The organism is Actinoallomurus liliacearum (assembly GCF_039542035.1).
Classification (GTDB): domain Bacteria; phylum Actinomycetota; class Actinomycetes; order Streptosporangiales; family Streptosporangiaceae; genus Actinoallomurus; species Actinoallomurus liliacearum.
In genome coordinates, this window is record NZ_BAABHJ010000040.1 from 197,634 (window position 1) to 214,816 (window position 17,183).

Here is a 17,183-nt window from a genome sequence, read left to right on the forward strand (position 1 = left end):
CGGCCGGCGCCGAGCATGGGGTTCCTTCTCGGCACCGGCGGTGCGTGCCCGGTCATTCTCCGTGCGGGTCGGAGGCGTTGAGGGTCGCGACGACCTGGTCGTAGTCGCCGCGGGCCTCGCCGTACCGGAGGAACTTCACCCGCTCGACCTGGATCTCCTTGGCGTCGGGCCGGGTCTCGAGCAGGTCCATGACCTCCGCCACGAACTCGTCGAGCGGCATCGCGAACTCGCTCTCCTCCTGACCGGGCAGCAGTGAGGTGCGGACGGCGGGTGGCTCGAGTTCGACGATCTTCACGCTGGTGTCGGCGAGCTGCAGCCGGATCGACTCGCTGAGCATGTGGATCGCGGCCTTCGACGCGTTGTAGCTCGGGGTGACCTTGAGCGGCGCGAACGCGAGACCCGAGGAGACGGTGACGATCGTGGCGTCCGGCTGCGCCTGCAGGTGCTCGATGAACGCGGCGATCAGCCGGATCGGGCCGAGCACGTTGGTCATCACGATGGACTCGGCCGAGGCCAGGAAGGACTCGGGGCGGTGCCAGTCCTCGACGCGCATGATGCCCGCCATCGCGATGAGGACGTTGAGGTCCGGGTGCTTGGCCAGCACCTGCTTCGCGGCGGCCTCGATGCTCGCCGCGTCCGCCGTGTCGATCTGCACGGTGTCGATGCCGGGGTGCTCGGCGGCGATCTGTTCGAGCAGTTCGGTACGGCGGCCGCCGACGATGACGGTGTTGCCCTTGGCCTGGAGTTCGAGGGCGAGGGCGAGGCCGATACCGCTGGTGGAGCCGGGGATGAAGATGGTGTTTCCGGTGATGTCCATGTCTCAAGACTCGCCCACCGGCAGCCGTGGGTGCAGAGAGCGGTCATCGGGGGATCGGCGATCCCTGGCTCGACCCGGGCATCGCCCGAATAATGGACGCATGGATCGTGCAGCACTGGCGGACTTCCTGCGTCGCCGCCGCGACGCCCTGCGGCCCGAGGACGTCGGGCTCCCGGAGGGTGCGCGCCGCCGGGCCCCCGGCCTGCGGCGGGAGGAGGTCGCGGCGCTCGCCGTGATGTCGACCGACTACTACACGCGCCTCGAACAGCAGCGCGGTCCGCAGCCGAGCGAGCAGATGCTCGGGTCGCTCGCCCGGGCGCTGCGGTTGACCGGTGACGAGCGGGACTACCTGTTCCAGGTGGCCGGGCACAACCCGCCGGCTCCGATCTCGGCCGCGACGCACGTCGCGCCCGGACTGCTCCGCGTGCTGGACCGCCTCGCCGACACCCCCGCGCTCATCCTGTCCAACCTGGGCGAGACCCTCGTGCAGAACCGGATGGCCGAGGCGCTGTTCGGGGACAGGTCGGGCTACACGGGCCTTGCCCGCAGCGAGATCTACCGCTGGTTCACCGATCCCGGGGAGCGGCTGCGCTATCCAGAGGACGACCGTGACCGGCAGAGTCGCGCCCAGGTCGCGAACCTGCGTGCGGCGTACGGGTCGATGGGCTCGCACTCGCCGGCGGGCGAGCTCGTACGGACACTGCAGAGGGCGAGCCCGGAGTTCGCCGAGCTGTGGGAACGGCACGAGGTGGCCAAGCGCTTCGAGGATCACAAGACGCTGGTCCATCCCGAACTCGGCCCGATCGAGGTGGACTGCCAGGTGCTGTTCACCGAGGACCAGTCGCAGGCGCTGCTCGTGCTCACCGCCGCGCCGAACACCGAGGACCATGAGAAGCTGCGGCTGCTCGGGGTGCTGGGACACCAGCGTTTCGCCGAGCCCGAGGACAGCCGGCCCGGGCGCGCATAAAGGACCTACGAGGCGATTTCCCTTCGCCGGCATTGTCCGGGTCAGGTTGTGGGGGTCGCCGTCCAAGAGCTTTTCAGCTCCTGTAGGGGCTCATCGCCCCTTCCGGCCTCTCAGCCCTTCCTCGCGAATCCCGTCCGGGCGATTCGTGTGGTCGAGCTCCCTCGCACGTCCCGCAGGCCAACTCCCACACTGCCCCGGCGGACCTGTTCCCTCAAGGGACCAAAGTCCCTGGTCAGGGGACTATGGTCCCGCCCATCACGACCGCGACGATCTCCTCGCGGCCCATTACTAGCCGCACATCCCCATGTCAACCGGTAAGCGTAGCCCGAGATCAAAGCGCCTCTTCGGCGGACTTTGAGCTTGACAGAAATAAATTAATATCAGCGACGACATTCCACTTTATTCGTAGCCGTGAACGGGGTGAATATTCATCCGTACGCTCTTCATTCCGGTACGGACCTGGGAGGCGGGATGCCGGTCGGCCTTCGGAGGTGCGTCGCGGTCGCCGCGGCGGCCGTGCTGGCGGGAGCGCTGGGAGTGGGCGGGTCGGTCCTGTCGGCGGGGACCGCTCGTGCGGACGTGTCGCTGGCGCAGACGACGGTGGTCGGCGTGCACAACGCCTACAACCCCGCCGCGTACCCGTACCTGGCGAAGGCCCTCGACGCGGGCGCGTCGATGGTCGAACTCGACGCCTGGGACGACGTCTTCACCCATGAGTGGAAGGTCAGCCACGATTCGCTGACCAGCAACAAGAACAACTGCGTCGACGCGTCGAGCCCGTCCGACATCTACTCGGGCAGCGCGAACAAGGACCTCGGGTCGTGCCTCGACGACATCAAGTACTGGCTGGCCGCGCACCCCGGAAAGGGCCCGATCCAGGTCAAGGTCGAGCTCAAGGCCGGCTTCCAGAACAACTACGGCATGGGGCCGGCGGCGTTCGACTCGGTCGTCAACTCCCACGTCGGGAGCCTGCTGTACCGGCCCGCCGACCTCCTGGGCGGCCACGCGAGTCTCGACGAGGCCGCCAAGGCGAACGCCTGGCCGAGCCGCGCCGCCCTCGCCGGCAAGATCATCATGTACGTCATCCCGGGCACGGTCGAGCTGAACAACCCCACCGACACGCTGCACACCGACGTCGAGTACGCCACCTACCTGAAGAATCTCCGCGCGGCGGGCAAGACGGCGACCGCCACGACGTTCCCCGCGGTCCTCGGCGCCGCCTCCGGCGACCCCCGCACGCAGTACGCCGACACCTCGATCCGGCCGTGGTTCGTCGTCTTCGACGGCGACGCCGCCACGTACGTCAGCGGCGTCGACACGGCCTGGTACGACGCGAACCACTACCTCCTGACCATGACCGACGCGCACAACGTGGCGCCGGCGCTCGACCAGTACGACCCGCCGGTGTCCGACGCGCAGGCACGGGTCGCCCTATTGGCCGGAGCGCACGCGAGCGTCGTCTCCTGTGACTGGTACGGCCTGCCGAGCGTCCTGTCCCTGACGCTGAACCGCGGCGCCGCATCGGCAAGCTGACCCCGGCCCGGAGCCGTCGCCCGCGGCGGCCCCGCCGGGTCGCCGCGACGCAACGGCTCAGCAGGAGCCGAGCAGGTCGGCATCCGGCCGGAGTCGGGACCCTGCCGGTCAAGGCTGAGCCTTCGATGCGGCTACCGCCCGGCGGCCGTTGTGGGGGCAGGGTCGGAGTGCGTCTCACTGCAGCCGGTCGTCGAGTACGGGCGCCTGGGAGGCCAGGCTGAGCAGTTCGTCGACGGGCCACTGGTCGTAGGCGTGGTCGCCGTACTTGCAGGCCAGGATGGTGCCGTCCGCGGCGATCAGGAAGTCGGCCGGCAGGCCGAAGCGTCCGCCGTGCGGCATCGCCGCGGGGGCGCGTTCCCGGCCGCGTACGATCCCCCAGGCGTTGCGCAGGACCGCGCGGACGATCGTGCCCCAGACACGCGGGTTCAAAAGCGCCCGTTTCGCCGATTCGACGCCGAACTCGACGTACAGCCGCCTGTCCGGATCGGCGATGACGGCGAACGGCAGGTCCGGCGTGTACTCGCGCAGTTCGTCGGCCGGCGAGTGGAAGAGGACGACCTCACGGATGCCGGCCGCCTCGATCTCGGCGTGCCGGCGGACGATCGACCGCAGGTGGAGGTTGCAGACCGGGCAGCCCGCGAAGCGGCGGAACTGCAGGTGGACGAGGTGGCCCGGCTGCAGGAGGCGGATCGTGGGGCCGGTGACCGGAGTGAGCTCGCGGTCCCGGATGACCTCACCGGCGTGAAGTCGGTGAGAAGCGTCGGATTCGGTCATCGGGTCACCCTTCAGGTAGGCGTACAACATACGCTAACACTCGTACGCGTACCTTGTACGCTGTCTTGCCATGCCCCGTCCACGCTCGCTCACCGAGTCCCAGATCGCCGCGGCGGCCCTCGCGGTCATCGACCGCGACGGACTCGCCGCGCTGACGATGCGCGCCGTCGCCAAGGAGCTCGGGATGGGGACGATGTCGCTGTACCGCTACGTCGACGACCGCGAGCAGTTGGAGGGGCTGGTCGTGGAACGCGTGCTGGGCGCGGTCGATACCACGCCGCCGACCGGATCGTCGTGGCGGGACCGGCTCGCGACCATGGTGGAGCGGGTACGTCGCGCGGTCGCCGCGCATCCGGAGGTCGTGCCGCTGACGCTCACCCACCGGCAGAGCTCACCGAGCAACCTGCGCTGGGCGGAGACGGTGCTCGGCATCCTCACCGAGGCGGGGATCGGCGGCGAGCGGCGCGTCATCGCGCTGCGCGGCCTGGTCGCCTACCTGATCGGGGCGATCCAGCTCGAGCATCTCGGCCCGCTGTCCGGCGCGGGAACCCGGCGGATCGCCGCGCTGCCGGCCGAAGAGTTCCCCCTGATGGCCGAGACGGGACGGCTGGCGGCGCGGGTGTCGGCGGACCAGGAGTTCCGCGCGGGCCTCGCGGTCCTGCTGGACGGGCTGGAGCGCGCGACCGGCGGGGACGGGTCCGCCTGAGGCGGTCCGGGCCGGTCGGACGACGGGTTTCAGCGCGACGCCCTCGCGCGGAGGGAGGCTCCTGAGGCCGTCCCGGACGACCGGTTCCGGCGCGAGGCCCTCGCGCGGACGGGCGCTCCAGAGGCGGTTCCGGGTCGGTCAGAGCGGGTCGGTGAAGGTCCAGCCCTTGTCGAGGAGCGCGTCGACGGCGGTGACGGCGGTGGCGATACGGTCCTCGTGGGTCCCGGTGACGACGACGTACGGCAGGCCGCGCCGGTCGAGCTCCTCCCGGAACCGTTCCGACATCCGCTCCCGGATCGACTCGCCGTCGCGCCAGCCGTCCTGCTCGAAGGGCACGCCGGCGGTGTCCGTCAGGATCCACAGGTCGTGGTGGGCGCGGGCGTGCAGGCGTTCGACGTCGGGCGCCGGCGCGCCGAGGTAGCGCTCGTGCCAGAGGCAGGTGGCGAACGCGTCGGTGTCGCAGACCAGCAGCGGGGAACCGGAACGGGCGGCCGCGTCCTCCAGGGCGAGCTGCCGCTCGGCGATCACCGTGAACTCCTCCGACGACCAGCCGAGATCGCCGATCCACAGGCCCGGGTCGGCCCGCCGGGCGACGGCCAGCTTCTCCTCGCAGTACAGGCGGCCGTACTCCGGAACCCACCGGGTCGCCGCCCAGGCCCCGCCGCGGGCGGCGTAGTGCGCGGCCAGGGCGCGGCTGAGCGTGGTGGTGCCCGAGGACTCCGCGCCGAGGACGACGACGCGCCGGGTGAGGTGCGCCCGGACGGCGGGCGAGAGCCACTCCCAGCAGGCGACGGGGTCCCGCCGTACGGCGGTGCCGCTGACCGGGAACCGGTCGCGCGGCGGGTCGACGGGGACGTGCGCGGCGGCGAACCGGCGCGCGAGCTCGGGGCCGTACGCCTCGGAGCTGAACACCGCGTCGACCGGCGGTACGCCGAGCGCGCCGACGCCGTGCCCGGACGCCGCGGCCAGGCCGGTCCGGAACGCCGCCACGTGCGCCGCCCAGACCTCGTCGGAGTCGTAGTCGACCTCGACGTCGTCGAGGACCGGGACGATCTCGACGTGCGGCTGGGGGTGCCGTTCCCGGAGCCAAGCCGCGCGCAGGGCCACCGGGACGCTCTCCACGGTCGAGGCGGCCACGACGACGGTCACGTGCGCGCAGGCGTCCGCCGCCGTGTCGATCAGGTGATGGTGGCCGGCGTGCGGCGGATAGAACTTCCCGATGACCAGCCCATGCCGGTATCTCACGAGGCCACCGCCCGCCGTGTCCAGTCCTTCCGCCAGGCGAACAGCCCGGCGACGCACAGCGCGAGGAAGACGACGTAGAGCACGCTGGTCAGGTAGAGGTGCTTGTAGGCGTACAGCGGGATGTAGATCAGGTCGGCGCTGATCCACAGCCACCAGGACTCCAGCAGCTTGCGGCTCTGGCCGTACGTCGCCGCCAGCGAGATCACGGTGGTCAGCGCGTCCCAGAAGGGGACGTTCGAGTCGGTCCAGGTGCTCAGCACCCACGTCAGCAGGCCGGTGGCCGCGAGGCCGGCCACCGCGATCCCGGCCCACTCGGTGCGGGACGTCCGCTGGACGAGGCGTTCACCGCGCTCCTGCCCGCCGTACAGCCACTCCCACCAGCCCCACGCCTGCAGGACGACGTAGACCGCCTGCAGGCCCGCGTCGGCGTACAGACCGCCGTCCACGAAGATCAGGCCGAGCAGGACGACGTTCGCGATGCCGATCGGCCAGTTGGCGATGTGCTGGCGGACGACGAGCCAGACGTTGATCGCGCCGGTGGCGAATCCGAGGACCTCGGCCCAGCTCGTCGGCGTGCCGCCGAGCGTGACGGCGGGCGCGAGAAGCGGACCCAACAGGCTGTGTAGCGACAATCCGGCATACTCCTCGCGATCAGGCGGTATGTCGGCAGAACCCTACATGTGGGGCACACGCGCCCGGCGGACCGGCGTGTGCGGCCCCGGGAACGCGAGAGCCGGCCTCCGCCCGCGCGGAGGGCCGGGCCGCGTCGACCCTCCGCGACACCCGGTCAGCGCAGGCCGGCGAACAGGTCGTCCTCCTCCCCGTCAGGGACGGGAACGGCGCTGAAGCGGCGCACGAAGACCTCGCGGCCGAGGGCCTGGCGCTGCGCCTCCTCGGGCATGCGCAGCAGGAAGATGTTCTCGCCCTGGCTGGCGTGGGCCTCCAGGGCCTTGCGCTTGCGCTCGAAGTACGCGGAGACGTCCACGGCGGTGGTGATCTCCTCGTCCGGCGTCCCGAAGTCCTCGGGGAGGTCGAAGTCCCCCACATCGGCGCCGGTGTCGCGCAGGTAGTCCATCATCTGGGCGATTCCGGCCCGGGGGATGGCGGTGTAGTAGAGCTTGCGGGGGATTCCCGTCGCCTCCGCGGCGGCGATCGCGATCCGGTGCGCCTGGATGTGGTCGGGGTGCCCGTACCCGCCCTTCTCGTCGTAGGTGACCACGACCTGGGGACGGTACCGCTCCATCAGCTCGGCGAGCCGGGCGGCCGACCGGTCGAGGGGGACGTTGCTGAACACCTCGGCGTCGGCGTTGGCGTCCCAGCCGGCCATCCCCGAGTCCGGGTACCCGAGCAGTTCGACGTGGTCGATGGCCAGGTGAGCGGCGGACTCCTGGAGTTCGTCGAGCCGGCGGCGGCTCACCTCGACCGGGTCGTGCCCCGGCTCGCCGGGCTTGACCCCACCGGGGCCGTCGCCCTGTTCCCCGTTCGTACAGGTCACCAGGACCGTGCGGACGCCCTCCTCGGCGTAGCGCGCGAGGACGCCACCCGTGCCGATCACCTCGTCATCCGGGTGGGCGTGCACGGCCATCAGCGTGAATTCGGATTCCATGGCCCCCAGCATGCACGTGCGAGGGGGCCGTACGGTCAGCGGGAGCGGCGCCGACGGCGTCGCCAGATCTTCGCGCACTCGGCGCAGGTGTTCGGCGGAGGCGCGGACGAGGACTCTCCGCGCACGGTCATCACCGCGCCGCAGTAGGCGACCACGGTGCTCCCGACGGGCCGGGCGGGCGGCGGGTAGCCGTGTTCGACCTCCTCGTCACCAGTGCCGTCGGGCCTCAGTGCGAGCTCTGTCGAGGATCTCGGCGTCACCCCTCAACGGTACGACGCGCCGTCCCGAACGTCCCGATCAGGGGCGAACAGGCCTGCCGCGAAGCGTGCGGGCTGACCGCATCCGGACCGAAGGTCACGCGTGTCCCGGTTGCATCGCATTTCGCCGACTGCGAGCATGATCCTTTCCCCCCACCACCACCAGGAGTCCGCATGCGTTTCAGCGCGCGCCTGGCCGCCGCCACCGTCGCGGGGGCCATGATCTCCTCAATTCCGTTGGGCGCTCCGAGCGCCCTCGCGGCCACGCCGTCCCCGACGGCCGGGTCGAGGGTCGTCACCGCCGCCTCCGCGCCGTCCGGCGTCGTGGCCAAGGGCGCCTACATCTACGACGCCTCCAAGGGCAAGAAGCTCTGGGGCCGCGCCACGACCACGAAGCGCCCGATCGGCAGCATGACCAAGGTCATGACCGCGCTCGTCGTGCTCCGCGCCGGCGGCCTCGACCGCTGGGTCACCATCAAGAAGTCCTACGTCGACCACGTGAAGAACAACGACGCCTCGTCCGCCGGCCTGAAGACCGGTGACAAGGTGACCGTCCGGCAGCTGCTGAGCGGCATGATGCTGCCGTCCGGCTGCGACGCGGCGTACGCCCTCGCCGACGTGTACGGCCCCGGGCAGACGAAGTTCCTCGCCAAGATGAACAAGACGGCCAAGTCGCTCGGCATGACGAGCACGTACTTCCGGACCGCCGACGGGCTGCCGACCTCCTCCAAGAAGGAGGGGTACTCCACGCCGAACAACGTCATCAAGCTGACGAAGAAGGCCATGGCCAGCTCGACGTTCCGGTCGATCGTGGCCGAGAAGACGTACAAGCTGTCGAAGACCACCCGCCACCACGCCTACAGCTGGAAGAACACCAACCTGCTGCTCGGCTCCTACAGCGGCACGATCGGCATCAAGACCGGCCACACGGACGGCGCCGGGTACTGCCTGGTGTTCGCGGCCAAGCGCGGCGGCCGTACGATCTACGGCCTCGTCCTGAACAGCACGACCACCGACCCGAACCGCCGGTTCACCGACGCCGCCAAGATGCTCGACTGGGCGTACGGCACCAAGTCCGCGCAGCTCCGCCTGCAGTCCGTGCCCGCGGGTCCGCAGACGGACTGAGACACTTGACGCATGGGTGACGACGAACGCTGGAAGGCTCGCTTCCGGGCCGCGCGGGTGAGCCTGCCCGGCTGGGCGCACGACGCGCCGCACCGCTCGGTGTACCGGTCGAACGCCACGGGCACGTGGGAGATCTACACCTGGGACCGTACGACCGGCGACCGCAGACAGGTCACCGACCGGCCGAACGGCACCTGGATGGCCGGCGTCGAGCCGACCGGTGAATGGATCTGGTGGTTCTCCGACACCGACGGCGACGAGTTCGGGGTGTGGAAGCGCCAGCCGTTCGGCGGCGGTCCGGACGAGCCCGCCGTTCCCGGCCTGGAGCCCTCCTACCCCGCCGGGCTGTCGGTGGGGTCCAGCGGACTCGCCGTCATCGGCCGGTCCACGGACGGCGGCACGACGATCCACGTGTCCCGTCCGGGGGCCGACCCGTACGTCCTGTACTCCCACGCCGAGGACGCCTACGCCATCGACCTGTCGAAGGACGAGTCGCTCGTCGCGATCAACCACAGCGAGCACGGCGACAGCCGGCACATGGCGCTGCGGGTCGTCCGGACCGGCGGCGAGACCGTCGCCGACCTGTGGGACGGCCCGGGCAAGGGACTCGGCGGGCTGGCGTTCTCGCCCGTCCCCGGCGATCAGCGGCTGCTCGTCGAGCACGAGCGCCGGGGCAAGCCCGAGCCGCTGATCTGGGACCCGGTGAGCGGGGACGTCCAGGAGATCGCCCTGGACCTCCCCGGCGAGATCGGCTCGGACTGGTACCACGACGGGTCCGCGCTGCTGATCCGGCACTCCCACCACGCCCGCGACGAGGTCTACCGGTACGACCTCGCGAGCGGCGAGCTGTCGAGGATCGACACGCCGCGCGGAGTGATCGGCGGTGTCACCGCGCGCCCGGACGGCACGGTCGAGTTCTCCTGGTCGTCCTCGGCGTCCCCGCCGGTGATCCGGTCCACCTCCGGCGAGGTCGTGCTCACCCCGCCCGGCCCGCCCGCGCCCGAGTCCGTCCCGGTCGAGGACGCCTGGGTGACGGGTCCGGGCGGTGACATCCACGCCCTGGTCTCCAAGCCGGACGGACCGGGCCCGTACCCGACGGTCTTCGACGTCCACGGCGGGCCGACCGCCTACGACTCCGACTCCTTCTCCCCCGACGCCGCGGCGTGGGTGGACCACGGGTTCGCCGTCGTTCGCGTCAACTACCGGGGGTCGTCCGGCTACGGCAGCACCTGGCGCGACGCCATCGAGGGCCGCCCCGGGCTGACCGAGCTGGAGGACATCAAGGCCGTCCGCGACTGGGCGGTCTCCTCCGGGTTGGCCGACCCGGCGCGGCTCGTCCTCACCGGCGGGTCGTGGGGCGGGTTCATCACCCTGCTCGGCATCGGGATCCAGCCGGCGGACTGGACCGTCGCGATCGGCATCGTCCCGGTGGCCGACTACGTCGCCGCGTACGAGGACGAGATGGAGGCGCTGCAGGCGTTCGACCGGTCGCTGTTCGGCGGCTCGCCGACGGAGGTGCCCGAGCGGTACGAGGCGTCCTCTCCGATCACGTACGTCGAACGCGTCACCGCCCCGGTGCTGGTCATGGCCGGGGAGAACGACCCGCGCTGCCCGATCCGCCAGATCGACAACTACCTGGCCCGCCTGCGGGAGCTGGGCAAGGACCATGAGGTCTACCGATACGACGCCGGGCACGGCTCCCTGGTCGTGGAGGAGCGCATCCGCCAGGTCGCCGCGACGATGGACTTCGCCCGCAAGCACCTCGACCTGACGTAGGCCGAGGCGTGCCTCCCGGGGCGCGTAACGCCCGGGAGGCGCGCCTCGCCCGCGACGATCTCGGTGGGACCGGATGACGATCCTCGCGGTCCCCCTGCGAACGCACGGCCGGCCCGCGTCACCGCCGCGGGTTTCGGCCACGGCGGCAGGCTCGCGTCACCGCCGGAGGTCGCGGTAGGTCGCCAGGGCGTCCCGTACGATCCCCCGCATGCCGGGCACCCGTGCGAGGCCGACGAGACGGTCGATCAGCGGGACCGTCCGCTCGATCAACCGATAGGTCTTGGCCGCCCCCGGCGAGCTGTCGTACACCCAGTGCAGGATGACGCCCATGCTGTACAGCCAGAGCAGCTCGGGCAGGTCGGCGCGGATCTCCGCGTCGGTCTTGAGGGTGGAGCCCTCCACGAGCTCCCGGTAGACGGCGATCGCGGCCTCGCGGATCGGAGCCGACTCGGTGCTGAACGGGCTCAGCGGACTCGTCGGCTCCGCCGCGTACTTGAAGAACTTCCCGGCGAACTCCTTGTACGGCTGCAGCGTGTCGATGCGGGCGCGCACCACCCCGAGCAGCCGCGCGCGGAACTCCCGCTCCCGCGCCAGCACGGCCCGGCACGCCTCGGTGTGATCGTCCTGCGAGTGCTCGTAGTAGAGCTGGATCAGCTCTTCCTTCGAGGAGAAGTAGTAGTAGGCGTTGCCGACCGACACACCGGCCTCCGCGGCGATCGCCCGCATCGTCGTCGCCTCGTAGCCACGCTCGCGGAACAGCCGCAGGGCGGTCTTCGCGATCAACTCTCTCGTCTGCTCGGACTTGGTCGGTGTGGCCACACGCGACACTGTACGACCCTCCGCCGACCATCCGGGTCCGTCATCCAGCGGCCAGAAGTGGGTGTGGATTCGGGAAAGCGGCGCGTCCCTTGCCGGAGTGTCGCGCTCGCGGCGATCAATGCTGCGACTGGCGATGCGACAGTACGGGAGGGCTACATGTCGATACGCACTGCCGTCATCGCCGGCTGCGCAGCCGGATTCTGGACGTTAATGGCCGGTTCGGCCATGGCGCGCACCCACACGCCGACGTCGGAGCCCGGTCTGCTGCACCAGCGACTGGCCGGTGCGCTGTTCCGGGCGGTGGGGGTCCGCTGGATCTCCTCCGGGCACTGCACCCGGCGCGGCAACCCGCACTGCACCTCGTTCGATGGGCTGCGGGCGGCGACGTTCGCCGGGCTTATGGCGCTGAAGGGGGCCAGCCACTGCCACCTGACCGTCTCCGGCGGCACCGAGGCGGGGCACGCGGCGGGCCGCTACAGCCATGGCGCGGGTTACAAGCTCGACCTCCTGCCCAACCGGTGTCTCGACACCTACATCCCGCACCATTTCGAGCACGTCCCGACGCGGGGCGACGGCGCGGCGCAGTACCGGGCGCCGGGGCCGGTGACGTTCGCCCGCGAGCGGTCTCACTGGGACGTCACCTTCGGTGGCGTTCCGGACTCTCTGACCGGGCGGAAGGGCGCCAAGACGTCGCCCGACCACGAACCGGACAAGACCGGGCGGCCCGAGGACCGGCCGGGGACCGAGCAGGCGGACAAGTCGGGCGTCGGCCACGGACGTTCACCGGGCGCGCCGGGGACCGCCAAGGCGGATCGCGACCGCCGGAACGTCGACGGCCTCTCCGACGGAGATGACGACGACGCGGACGATTAGGTTTCCCGTGAAACATGAGCGTCCCGGCGGTGCGCGGCACCGCCGGGACGTCTCTCGTCGATCAGACGCTCGCCGCCCAGACCCCTGGTCGACGAGCACTCGCCGGTCAAGCACTCATTGATCAGCGCTCGTCGATCAAGCGCTCGTCGGTCAGATACTGCTCGGTCAGGCGCCGAACTCGGCGGCCACCAGCTCGGCGATCTCCGCGGCGTTCAGCGCGGCGCCCTTGCGCAGATTGTCGCCGCAGACGAACAGGTCGAGCGTGTTGGGGAAGTCGATCGCCTGGCGGATCCGGCCGACGTACGTCGGGTCCGTGCCGACCACGTCGGCGGGCGTCGGGTACACGCCGTTGGCCGGGTCGTCCATGACGACGACGGTCGGCGCGGCGTCCAGGATCGAGCGCGCGCCCTCCACCGTGATCGGCCGCTCGAACGTCGCGTGCACGGCCAGCGAGTGCGTCGTGATCACCGGCACCCGTACGCACGTGGCGGAGACCTTCAGGTCGGGGATGCCCAGGATCTTGCGGGACTCGTTGCGGAGCTTGAGCTCCTCCGACGCCCAGCCGCCCTCCTTGAGCGACCCCGCCCACGGCACGACGTTGAGCGCCATCGGCGCCGGGAACGGCGACTCGGTCTCACCGAGACGGTTCTGGATCGCCTTGCGCACGTCACCGGCGGTCTGGCCGAGCGTACGATCGCCGGCGACCGCCTCGATCTCCGCGTACAGCCGCTCCGAACCGGCCACGCCGGCCCCGGACACCGCCTGGTACGAGGCGACGACGAGGGAGTCCAGGCCGTACTCCGCGTGCAGCGCGCCCATCGCGGCCATCATCGACAGGGTCGTGCAGTTCGGCGTCGAGATGATGTTCCGCGGCCGGTTCCGTACGGCCTCGGGGTTCACCTCCGGGACCACGAGCGGCACGTCCGGCTCCATCCGGAACGCTCCGGACTTGTCCACGACGACCGCGCCGCGCTCGGCCGCGATCGGCACCCAGACCTTCGACACCTCGTCCGGCACGTCGAACATCGCGATGTCGACGCCGTCGAACACCTCGGCGGTCAGCTCCTGGACGACGAGCTCCTCGCCGCGTACCGGAAGCCGCTTGCCGGCGGACCGGGCGGAGGCGACGAGGCGGATCTCGCCGTACACGTCCTCCCGGGACGACACGATCTCCCGCATGACGGTGCCGACCGCGCCGGTGGCCCCGACGAGGGCGAGGGTGGGCTTCCTGCTCATCGGCCGGTACCTCCGTAGACGACGGCCTCGATCTGGTCGGCGTCCAGGTCGAACGCGCGGTGGGCGGCGGTGACGGCGGCGTCCACGTCGTCCTGGTCGACGACCACCGAGATCCGGATCTCCGAGGTCGAGATCATCTCGATGTTGACGCCCGCGTCGGCGATCGAGCCGAAGAACTTGGCGGTGACGCCCGGGTGGGAGCGCATGCCCGCGCCGATCAGCGAGACCTTGCCGATCTGGTCGTCGTAGCGGAGCGAGTCGAACCCGATGCGGTCCTTGATCTTGTTGAGGGCGTTCATCGCGGCCTGGCCGTCCGTACGGGGCAGCGTGAACGAGATGTCCGTACGGTTGGTCGCCGCGGCCGAGATGTTCTGCACGATCATGTCGATGTTGATCTCGGCGTCGGCCAGCGTCGAGAAGATCGTCGCCGCCTCGCCGACCTTGTCGGGCACCCCGACAACGGTGATCTTGGCCTCGCTCCGGTCGTGGGCGACGCCGGAGATGATCGCTTGTTCCATCTGGTTTCCCTCGATGCTGGTCTTGACCCAGGTCCCGGTCTTGTTGCTGAACGACGACCGTACGTGGATCGGCATGCCGTACCGCCGGGCGTACTCCACGCAGCGCAGGTGCAGGATCTTCGCGCCGCAGGCCGCCATCTCCATCATCTCCTCGTAGGAGATGTCCGGGATGCGGCGCGCCGCGGGCACGATCCGCGGGTCGGCGGTGAAGATCCCGTCGACGTCGGTGTAGATCTCGCAGACGTCCGCGTCGAGGCCCGCGGCCAGCGCCACCGCCGTCGTGTCGGACCCACCGCGGCCGAGCGTGGTGATGTCCTTGGAATCCTGGGAGACGCCCTGGAAACCGGCGACGATCGCGATCGACCCCGCGTCGATCGCGTCGCGGATACGGCTGGGCGTCACGTCGATGATGCGCGCCTTGCCGTGCTTGCTGTCCGTGATGACGCCGGCCTGGGAGCCGGTGAAGGACCGCGCCTCGTGTCCGAGGTTGGCGATGGCCATGGCGAGCAGCGCCATGGAGATCCGCTCGCCGGAGGTGAGCAACATGTCCAGCTCACGCGCGGGCGGCAGGGGGCTGACCTGGTTGGCGAGATCGACGAGCTCGTCCGTCGTGTCGCCCATCGCGGACACCACGACGACGACGTCGTGCCCGTCCTGTTTCGTAGAGACGATGCGCTGGGCGACGCGCTTGATGCTCTCAGCGTCGGCGACGGAGGAGCCACCGTACTTCTGCACGACTAGGGCCACGCGTGTGCACTCCTCGGATCGGGATCAGGGCAGTCGAAAGCCGAGTCTACCGAGGTCAACGCGATACCCCGCGCGGATTATCCCGCTATGCGAGATTTCCCGAAAGTCGGGTAACGGTCCGGAAACCTTGCGCGAAACGACCCGCTCGCCACGAGATCCGGAACGGCCGACCCGTGGCCGGGACAGGGCCACGGGTCTCTTCTATCTTGGGGGGACCCGGTGACCGGTCGAGGGTCGGCCCGCGACCGGCTTGGTCCGGCGGCAGCCCGCGACCGGCTGGTCGGGGTCAGCCCGCGACCGGCTCCTCCATGACGTCCAGCCGCGCGCTCGCCGAGACCGCGTAGAGCGCCCGCAGCGCGGCGCCGGCGTGGTTGCCCCAGTGGTTGAAGTAGCTGTACTGCCACCACCACAGCGCCTCGAGCTTGCGGTCGGCGTCGTAGTGACGGAGCCCGTGCACCAGGTCACTGGCCACGTCCACCAGGTCGTCCGACAGGCGGTACACGGTGGTCTCAGCGTCCTTGTACGGGTCGAAGACCTCGGCGTACTCGTCGACGGTGGTCAGCCGCTCGGCCAGCCCCTGCCGGATCGTGTCCAGGTCCGGGTCCTCGCCGACGTCCGGCTCCCAGTTGTCCGGCAGGATCACGTCGGTGCTGGCACCGAGCTGAGCCCCGGCCACCGCGATCTGCGACACCTCGAGCAGCAACAGCGGCACCGTGTGCCCCCCGGTCTCGCCCACCGCCACGGCGTTCAGTCCGGTCAGGTAGTTCTGGGCGTGCTTCGCCACACGGTCGGCGAGCGTCATCCAGCTATGCTCAGAATTGCTGTTCTCAGACATCGAGCAGCCTCCGTCCTTCAAACGCACGACCGAGCGTCACCTCGTCGGCGTATTCCAGGTCGCCTCCCACCGGCAGTCCGCTGGCCAGCCGGGTGACGGTGAGACCCATCGGTTTCACGAGCCGGGCAAGATAAGTGGCGGTCGCCTCGCCTTCGAGATTCGGGTCGGTCGCCAGGATCAGCTCGGTCACCTCGCCGTCCGCGAGGCGCTGCATGAGCTCCCGGATGCGCAGGTCGTCCGGGCCGACGCCCTCGATGGGGCTGATCGCGCCGCCGAGCACGTGGTAACGCCCGCGGAACTCCCGCGTCTTCTCGATCGCGACGACGTCCTTGGGCTCCTCCACCACGCAGATCACGTGGGTGTCCCGGCGGGCGTCGCGGCAGATCCGGCACTGCTCGGCCTCGGCGACGTTCCCGCAGACGCTGCAGAACCGGACCTTGTCCTTGACCTCCCGCAGCGCTTCGCTCAGCCGCGTGACGTCGGCGGGATCCGCGGCGAGCAGGTGGAAGGCGATCCGCTGTGCGCTCTTCGGCCCGACGCCGGGCAGCCGGCCCAACTCGTCGATGAGGTTCTGGACAACCCCTTCGTACACGGTCCCTCCCTTCTCGTCGTCGACGCGCTCACCGGGAGCGCCGTCATGAGTGGACGTTCTCGGGGAGGCCGTTCACGGCGGGTGGACGCTCTCCCACGCGGCGCACGGCCACCATGGGGGACGTCCCCGGGCGTCCTTCGAGACCTCCCGATCGAAGCACGCCCGGCGGACATGGGCACACGGCGGGTCCGTGGGCCCACTGGATCCGCCGCCTCAGGTCACATGCCGGGGAGGCCCAGTCCGCCCAGGCCGCCGCCCAGTCCCTCGGTCAATGGTCCCATCTTCTCCTGCGCGAGATTCTGGGCCTCTTCCGTGGCGTTGTGGATGGCCGCGAGCACCAGGTCGGCGATGGTCTCCGCGGTGTCCGCCGGGTCCTCGGGGTCGATGGCGGCAGGATCGATGACGATCTTGACGACCTCGTTCTGCCCGTTGACGGTCGCGGTGACCAGCCCGCCGCCGGCGGTGCCCTGGACCTCCGTCTCGGCGAGTTCGCGCTGCAGGCTCATGAACTGCTCCTGCATGCGCTGCGCCTGCTGCAGCATCTGCTGGATATTCGGCTGGCCACCGGGTTCCACGGTGCTCTCCTCATTCGATCGTCCGTTGAGACGAGACTACGGGGTTCGCACCCGATCCGGTATGCGGCTCCCGGCAACCGGTACGGCTGTCCCAAAACGCCCCCGACCGGGCGGCGAGCGCCGCACGAAAGGCTCGGCGAACCCGCAGGTCGGCCGAGGAGCATGCCCGGTTCATGGCGGGA

The 17,183-nt window shown here is 70.4% G+C and carries 18 protein-coding genes; 6 read left to right on the forward strand and 12 right to left on the reverse strand.

Annotation, left to right across the window (positions count from 1 at the left end):
* Positions 1–52 precede the first annotated feature (52 nt).
* The gene (locus ABD978_RS39420; protein WP_345366040.1) at positions 53–817 is read right to left on the reverse strand and encodes an SDR family oxidoreductase; all 765 of its coding nucleotides are present in this window, start codon (positions 815–817) and stop codon (positions 53–55) included.
* A gap of 100 nt (positions 818–917) precedes the next feature.
* Between ABD978_RS39420 and ABD978_RS39425 the strand changes: the two genes are divergently transcribed.
* A complete protein-coding gene (locus tag ABD978_RS39425; protein ID WP_345366042.1) occupies positions 918–1,784 on the forward strand; it encodes a helix-turn-helix transcriptional regulator in 867 nt (288 codons plus the stop codon).
* A gap of 471 nt (positions 1,785–2,255) precedes the next feature.
* Positions 2,256–3,317 carry a phosphatidylinositol-specific phospholipase C domain-containing protein gene (locus tag ABD978_RS39430; protein WP_345366044.1) on the forward strand — a complete coding sequence of 354 codons (1,062 nt, stop codon included), beginning with the start codon at positions 2,256–2,258 and terminating at the stop codon, positions 3,315–3,317.
* A gap of 174 nt (positions 3,318–3,491) precedes the next feature.
* On the opposite strand, the gene ABD978_RS39435 is transcribed toward ABD978_RS39430, so the two are convergent.
* On the reverse strand, positions 3,492–4,091 hold the full coding sequence (locus ABD978_RS39435) for a peroxiredoxin-like family protein (RefSeq protein WP_345366046.1): 600 nt from the start codon (positions 4,089–4,091) through the stop codon (positions 3,492–3,494).
* 70 nt (positions 4,092–4,161) lie between these two features.
* On the opposite strand from ABD978_RS39435, the gene ABD978_RS39440 reads away from it, so the two are divergent.
* Positions 4,162–4,797, forward strand: a complete 636-nt coding sequence (locus ABD978_RS39440) for a TetR/AcrR family transcriptional regulator C-terminal domain-containing protein (RefSeq protein ID WP_345366048.1) — start codon at positions 4,162–4,164, stop codon at positions 4,795–4,797.
* A 138-nt stretch (positions 4,798–4,935) separates the two neighbouring features.
* Here the strand turns inward: ABD978_RS39440 and ABD978_RS39445 are convergent, their stop codons facing one another.
* The 4 genes from ABD978_RS39445 to ABD978_RS39460 all read right to left on the reverse strand — a co-directional run bounded on the left by ABD978_RS39445 (position 4,936) and on the right by ABD978_RS39460 (position 7,908).
* Positions 4,936–6,042 carry an AAA family ATPase gene (locus tag ABD978_RS39445; protein WP_345366050.1) on the reverse strand — a complete coding sequence of 369 codons (1,107 nt, stop codon included), beginning with the start codon at positions 6,040–6,042 and terminating at the stop codon, positions 4,936–4,938.
* The gene (pnuC, locus tag ABD978_RS39450; RefSeq protein WP_345366052.1) at positions 6,039–6,674 is read right to left on the reverse strand and encodes a nicotinamide riboside transporter PnuC; all 636 of its coding nucleotides are present in this window, start codon (positions 6,672–6,674) and stop codon (positions 6,039–6,041) included. The genes ABD978_RS39445 and pnuC overlap by 4 nt, the downstream gene beginning before the upstream one ends.
* Positions 6,675–6,829: 155 nt before the next feature.
* Positions 6,830–7,648 carry a PIG-L family deacetylase gene (locus ABD978_RS39455; protein WP_345366054.1) on the reverse strand — a complete coding sequence of 273 codons (819 nt, stop codon included), beginning with the start codon at positions 7,646–7,648 and terminating at the stop codon, positions 6,830–6,832.
* Positions 7,649–7,683: 35 nt separating this feature from the next.
* The gene (locus tag ABD978_RS39460) at positions 7,684–7,908 is read right to left on the reverse strand and encodes a hypothetical protein (protein ID WP_345366056.1); all 225 of its coding nucleotides are present in this window, start codon (positions 7,906–7,908) and stop codon (positions 7,684–7,686) included.
* 171 nt (positions 7,909–8,079) lie between these two features.
* Between ABD978_RS39460 and ABD978_RS39465 the strand changes: the two genes are divergently transcribed.
* Positions 8,080–9,030, forward strand: coding sequence for a D-alanyl-D-alanine carboxypeptidase family protein (locus ABD978_RS39465; protein ID WP_345366058.1), 951 nt, complete (start codon positions 8,080–8,082; stop codon positions 9,028–9,030).
* A gap of 12 nt (positions 9,031–9,042) precedes the next feature.
* Positions 9,043–10,806, forward strand: a complete 1,764-nt coding sequence (locus tag ABD978_RS39470) for a S9 family peptidase (RefSeq protein WP_345366060.1) — start codon at positions 9,043–9,045, stop codon at positions 10,804–10,806.
* Between the two features lie 156 nt (positions 10,807–10,962).
* Here ABD978_RS39470 and ABD978_RS39475 read toward each other — a convergent pair whose 3' ends face one another.
* Positions 10,963–11,625, reverse strand: coding sequence for a TetR/AcrR family transcriptional regulator (locus ABD978_RS39475; protein ID WP_345366062.1), 663 nt, complete (start codon positions 11,623–11,625; stop codon positions 10,963–10,965).
* 156 nt (positions 11,626–11,781) lie between these two features.
* On the opposite strand from ABD978_RS39475, the gene ABD978_RS39480 reads away from it, so the two are divergent.
* Positions 11,782–12,498, forward strand: a complete 717-nt coding sequence (locus ABD978_RS39480; protein ID WP_345366064.1) for a hypothetical protein — start codon at positions 11,782–11,784, stop codon at positions 12,496–12,498.
* A 165-nt stretch (positions 12,499–12,663) separates the two neighbouring features.
* Here the strand turns inward: ABD978_RS39480 and ABD978_RS39485 are convergent, their stop codons facing one another.
* From ABD978_RS39485 to ABD978_RS39505, 5 genes are all read right to left on the reverse strand, one after another.
* Positions 12,664–13,734 carry an aspartate-semialdehyde dehydrogenase gene (locus ABD978_RS39485; protein ID WP_345366066.1) on the reverse strand — a complete coding sequence of 357 codons (1,071 nt, stop codon included), beginning with the start codon at positions 13,732–13,734 and terminating at the stop codon, positions 12,664–12,666.
* Positions 13,731–14,999 carry an aspartate kinase gene (locus ABD978_RS39490; protein WP_345366068.1) on the reverse strand — a complete coding sequence of 423 codons (1,269 nt, stop codon included), beginning with the start codon at positions 14,997–14,999 and terminating at the stop codon, positions 13,731–13,733. Before ABD978_RS39490 ends, ABD978_RS39485 begins: the two co-directional genes overlap by 4 nt.
* A 286-nt stretch (positions 15,000–15,285) precedes the next feature.
* Positions 15,286–15,801 carry a DUF5063 domain-containing protein gene (locus ABD978_RS39495; protein WP_345366070.1) on the reverse strand — a complete coding sequence of 172 codons (516 nt, stop codon included), beginning with the start codon at positions 15,799–15,801 and terminating at the stop codon, positions 15,286–15,288.
* A 25-nt stretch (positions 15,802–15,826) separates the two neighbouring features.
* Positions 15,827–16,426 carry a recombination mediator RecR gene (recR, locus tag ABD978_RS39500; protein WP_345366072.1) on the reverse strand — a complete coding sequence of 200 codons (600 nt, stop codon included), beginning with the start codon at positions 16,424–16,426 and terminating at the stop codon, positions 15,827–15,829.
* Between the two features lie 218 nt (positions 16,427–16,644).
* Complete coding sequence (locus ABD978_RS39505; protein ID WP_345366074.1) at positions 16,645–17,001, reverse strand: YbaB/EbfC family nucleoid-associated protein; 357 nt, start codon at positions 16,999–17,001, stop codon at positions 16,645–16,647.
* Positions 17,002–17,183 lie beyond the last annotated feature (182 nt).

What these genes read in the sequence shown, in the direction of transcription:
- ABD978_RS39440 (WP_345366048.1), top strand. Translation starts at nt 4,162, where the DNA reads ATGCCCCGTCCACGCTCGCTCACCGAGTCCCAGATCGCCGCGGCGGCC.
- ABD978_RS39480 (WP_345366064.1), top strand. Translation starts at nt 11,782, where the DNA reads ATGTCGATACGCACTGCCGTCATCGCCGGCTGCGCAGCCGGATTCTGG.
- ABD978_RS39470 (WP_345366060.1), top strand. Translation starts at nt 9,043, where the DNA reads ATGGGTGACGACGAACGCTGGAAGGCTCGCTTCCGGGCCGCGCGGGTG.
- ABD978_RS39465 (WP_345366058.1), top strand. Translation starts at nt 8,080, where the DNA reads ATGCGTTTCAGCGCGCGCCTGGCCGCCGCCACCGTCGCGGGGGCCATG.
- ABD978_RS39435 (WP_345366046.1), bottom strand. Translation starts at nt 4,091, where the DNA reads ATGACCGAATCCGACGCTTCTCACCGACTTCACGCCGGTGAGGTCATC.
- ABD978_RS39430 (WP_345366044.1), top strand. Translation starts at nt 2,256, where the DNA reads ATGCCGGTCGGCCTTCGGAGGTGCGTCGCGGTCGCCGCGGCGGCCGTG.
- ABD978_RS39485 (WP_345366066.1), bottom strand. Translation starts at nt 13,734, where the DNA reads ATGAGCAGGAAGCCCACCCTCGCCCTCGTCGGGGCCACCGGCGCGGTC.
- ABD978_RS39425 (WP_345366042.1), top strand. Translation starts at nt 918, where the DNA reads ATGGATCGTGCAGCACTGGCGGACTTCCTGCGTCGCCGCCGCGACGCC.
- ABD978_RS39455 (WP_345366054.1), bottom strand. Translation starts at nt 7,648, where the DNA reads ATGGAATCCGAATTCACGCTGATGGCCGTGCACGCCCACCCGGATGAC.
- ABD978_RS39495 (WP_345366070.1), bottom strand. Translation starts at nt 15,801, where the DNA reads ATGACGCTCGCCGACCGTGTGGCGAAGCACGCCCAGAACTACCTGACC.
- ABD978_RS39420 (WP_345366040.1), bottom strand. Translation starts at nt 817, where the DNA reads ATGGACATCACCGGAAACACCATCTTCATCCCCGGCTCCACCAGCGGT.